Source organism: Methylobacterium sp. WL64, from assembly GCF_008039945.1.
GTDB lineage: Bacteria > Pseudomonadota > Alphaproteobacteria > Rhizobiales > Beijerinckiaceae > Methylobacterium.
The window spans coordinates 1-3,526 of the sequence record NZ_VRVA01000235.1 but is presented as its reverse complement, the minus strand read 5'-3'; the positions used below and the strand labels follow the sequence as shown (position 1 = coordinate 3,526).

The window sequence follows — 3,526 nt, the reverse complement described above, 5'->3', positions numbered from 1 at the left end:
CTCCCGACCCGGCCTGACGGCCGGCCCACCCTCCCCCGCAGAGGGGGGAGGGAGATGCGCGCACGGCCTTCCGCCTCATCCTCGATCCGGAATGACCCTCGGGCCCGCCCTCACGGCGTGCAGCCCTTGTCGCCCTCCTTGGCGGCGGCGCGGCCGGATTGGGCGTCGATGTCGAGGGCTGTCATGTCGCCCACGATGGCGAACTCGCCGTAATCGAGCTTGAGCGCGCCGCTGACCCCGTTCTCGTAGAGGTCGAAGCCGAGGGTGTAGATCGGCGTCCGTTCCCCCGCCCCCGGGGTGTAGTAGCTGAGGCGCACCGGCCAGTGCGGCATGCCGGAGAGCGGCCCCGTCCGCAGGGGCTTGTCGCGGGCGGTGTCGGCGGCCGGGCCGGCCCCCGCATGGCCGATCACCGCGAAGGTATCGTAGACCTTTCGGCCGTCGTCGGAGCCGTCGAACACCTTGGCCGAGAGGGTCGCCTGGCCGCCCCGCGCCGCCTCGATCAGGTGGCGCATGTGCTCGCTCGGGAACAGCACCGGTCCCTCCACGGTGAAGGACTTGGCGCCCTTCAGCTTCACCGTGACGGACTCCCCCTGTCCTTGGCCCTGCTCCGAGGCGGTGCCGTCCACCGGGGCGGCGGGCTGGTTGTTGGTCAGCGTCGTGGTCTTGAACCGGAACTCCCGGCCCTTGCCGCCCTCGAAGGTGGTGCTGCGCATGTCCGACAGGCGCGGCCCGCTCTCGCCGGAGGAGAGCTCCGTCACCTGCCGGGTCAGCATGGTGTAGCCGCGGCAGGCATCGCCCCGGAAGTCGATGACGATGCGGCCCCGGGCGCTCTCCACCGAGCGGGTGCCCCCGCCCTCGGCCAGCGACAGGTCGTAGACCGCCCGGTGGTTGGCGAGCACGATCTCCCCCGCGGGGGCGGGGGCCTCGGCCTTGGCCTCGGGAGGCGGCGGCTCGGAGACGGCCGGCGCAGCCTGCGCCCCCCAGGCGGAGACGAGAAGGCCGGCCGTCAGGAGGTGCGAGAGGCGCATGGATGATCCCGGTTCAAGGTCCGCCAGATAGCAGGCGACGCGAAAGGGGCAATCGTCGGACCGAACCGTGTACGGCAATCGCCGCACGGACGAACGGCCTCGACAGTCTCGATCATGTCTGGATCGTCCCTGCAATCCAGCGCGACGATCGGCCCGATGAACCACTCCGTCGTTCCGGCGCGCCGCAGGCGAGCCCGGAATCCAGAGCCGCCGACGGTACCGGGACTTGCTCCACCTCTGGTTCTGGATTCCGGGCTCCGCTTCGCGGCTCCGGAATGACGGGGTTGATGCTTCTGCGGGGTGGATCGTCTCCGACGTGCGTGCGATGCGCCTCTGCTGTCCCTCATCGGTAGCCTTGGGCCTGCAGGGTGAACAGCTCGGCGTAGCGGCCGCCCCGCGCCATCAGGGCGGCGTGGCTGCCCTCCTCGAGCAGCCGGCCGCCCTCCAGGACCAGGATCCGGTCGGCCATCCGCACCGTCGAGAACCGGTGCGAGATCAGCACCGCGGTGCGGCCCGCCGACAATTCGCGGAACCGGGCGAACACGTCGTGCTCGGCCCGGGCGTCGAGCGCCGCGGTCGGCTCGTCGAGGATCAGGATCTCGGCCTCGCGCATGTAGGCCCGGGACAGCGCGACCTTCTGCCACTCGCCCCCCGACAGGTCGAGGCCGCCGGCGAAGCGCTTGCCGAGCGGCTGCGCGTAGCCCTGCGGCAGGCGCGCGATCACCGGGGCGGCGAGCCCCCGGACGGCGGCCGCCGCGATGCGGTCCTGGTCGCCGGCGGCCTCGATCCGGCCGACCGCGACGTTCTCGCCCGCCGTGAGATCGAACCGCACGAAGTCCTGGAAGATCGCCGCGACCCGCGCCCGCAGGGCGTCGAGGTCGTAGGCGCCGAGCGGCAGGCCGTCGAGCAGCACGCGACCCTCGTGCGGGTCGTACAGCCGGGTCATCAGCTTGACGATCGTGGTCTTGCCGGCGCCGTTGCCGCCGACCAGCGCCACGGTCTCCCCGGCCCGCACCGTGAAGGACAGGCCGCGCAGGGCCCAGGTGTCGGTGCCGGGATAGCGGTAGCCGACATCCTCGAACACCAGGCCGTCGCGGATCGGGCTCGGCACCGGCGCGGGCTGCGCGGGCGAGCGGATCTCCGGCCGGATCGCGAAGAACGAGAAGAAGTCGTCGAGATACTGCGCCTGGCCGCTGATCTGGGTCAGGCCGAGCAGCAGCCCCTCGATGCCGCCGCGCAGGCGCTGGAAGGCCCCGGCCAGGAAGGCGAGGTCGCCGATCGAGAACGCCCCGGCCACGGTCCGCCAGACGATCACCGCGTAGGCGGCGTAGTAGGCGAGCGTCCCGAGGCTCGCGAAGGCGAAGCCCCAGCGCGCCCGGGCGGTGGCCAGCGCCCGGTTCTCGGCGAGCAGGTCTTTCGCGAGGCCGGCGTACAGCGCCGTGATGTAACCCGAGAGGCCGAACAGCTTCACCTCCTTGGCGGTCTCGACGCTGGCGCCGAGGTAGCGCAGGTAGTCGATCCGCCGCCGCTCCGGGCTGCGGATCCAGGCCAGCCGATAGCCGGCCTTGGTGAAGTGCCACTCGTTGAGCAAAGCCGGCACGAGGGCGGCGGCGATCAGCACCACCAGCCAGGGCGTGAAGGCCGCCACCCCGGCGGTGAGCGAGGCGAGCGTCACCAGGGCCTGGAACTGGCCGAACACCGTGCCGATCAGCCCGGTGCGGCCGCTGACCTGCCGCCGCGCCCGCTCCAGCCGGTCCTGCTGGGCGCTGTCCTCGAACTGCGCGAGGTCCAGGGAGGCGGCGTGCGCCATCAGCCGCACCGAGGCGGCGTTGGCGTAGAGGTCGCCGATCAGCGTCTCGGTCAGGCTCGCGAGCCGGCCGGTGAGGTCGGACAGCAGGGCGAGGCCGAGTTCGGCGGCGACCAGGATGGCGAGGCGCGCCCGGGCCGGATCGGCCAGCCAGTCCGCGAGGCCAGCCTCCGCGGCCGGGCGGGCATGCTCGGCCACGATCCCGTCGAGGATCAGCTTGGCGAGGTAGAGCGACAGGATCGGCAGGAACGCCGCCACCAGGCGCAGGGCGAGGCTCGCCGCGAGCAGGCGCGGGCTCGCCGCCGCGATCTCGCGGAACAGGGCCGGCAGGTAGCGCAGCGCCCCCAGGCGCTCGCCGAGGCGCGCGATCGGGTCGGTCACCGCCGGCCCGTCCGGGTCCGCGCCGGGGCGGAACGGCTGTTGACGGCGGGGCCCGTGCGGTCCGCGGAATGGCCGTCCGGTTGGCCGACAGGTCGGGAAAGCATTATCTGAGGCCTGAGACTGAATTTCATCGTCGAGTGACGCGTGCTGAGCGGCCCTGCAATCCTGCGTATTTCCATCTTACTGATCGTGGCCGGTATCCTGGCGGCACTGGTGCAGTTCATGTTGCCGCATCCGGCCCCCGCACCCGTATCCCGCCATGGTCCGCGACTTCCAGTCGGTGATCGGCCGCGAGACCCGGGAGCAGATG

2 protein-coding genes are annotated in these 3,526 nt (G+C 72.1%); both read right to left on the bottom strand.

What is annotated here, in order from left to right; genetic code table 11:
• Positions 1 to 110: 110 nt before the first annotated feature.
• A complete protein-coding gene (locus FV242_RS33235; protein WP_147941921.1) occupies positions 111 to 1,028 on the bottom strand; it encodes a cell envelope integrity EipB family protein in 918 nt (305 codons plus the stop codon).
• A 343-nt stretch (positions 1,029 to 1,371) separates the two neighbouring features.
• Positions 1,372 to 3,216 carry an ABC transporter ATP-binding protein gene (locus FV242_RS33230; protein ID WP_147941920.1) on the bottom strand — a complete coding sequence of 615 codons (1,845 nt, stop codon included), beginning with the start codon at positions 3,214 to 3,216 and terminating at the stop codon, positions 1,372 to 1,374.
• Positions 3,217 to 3,526: the final 310 nt, after the last annotated feature.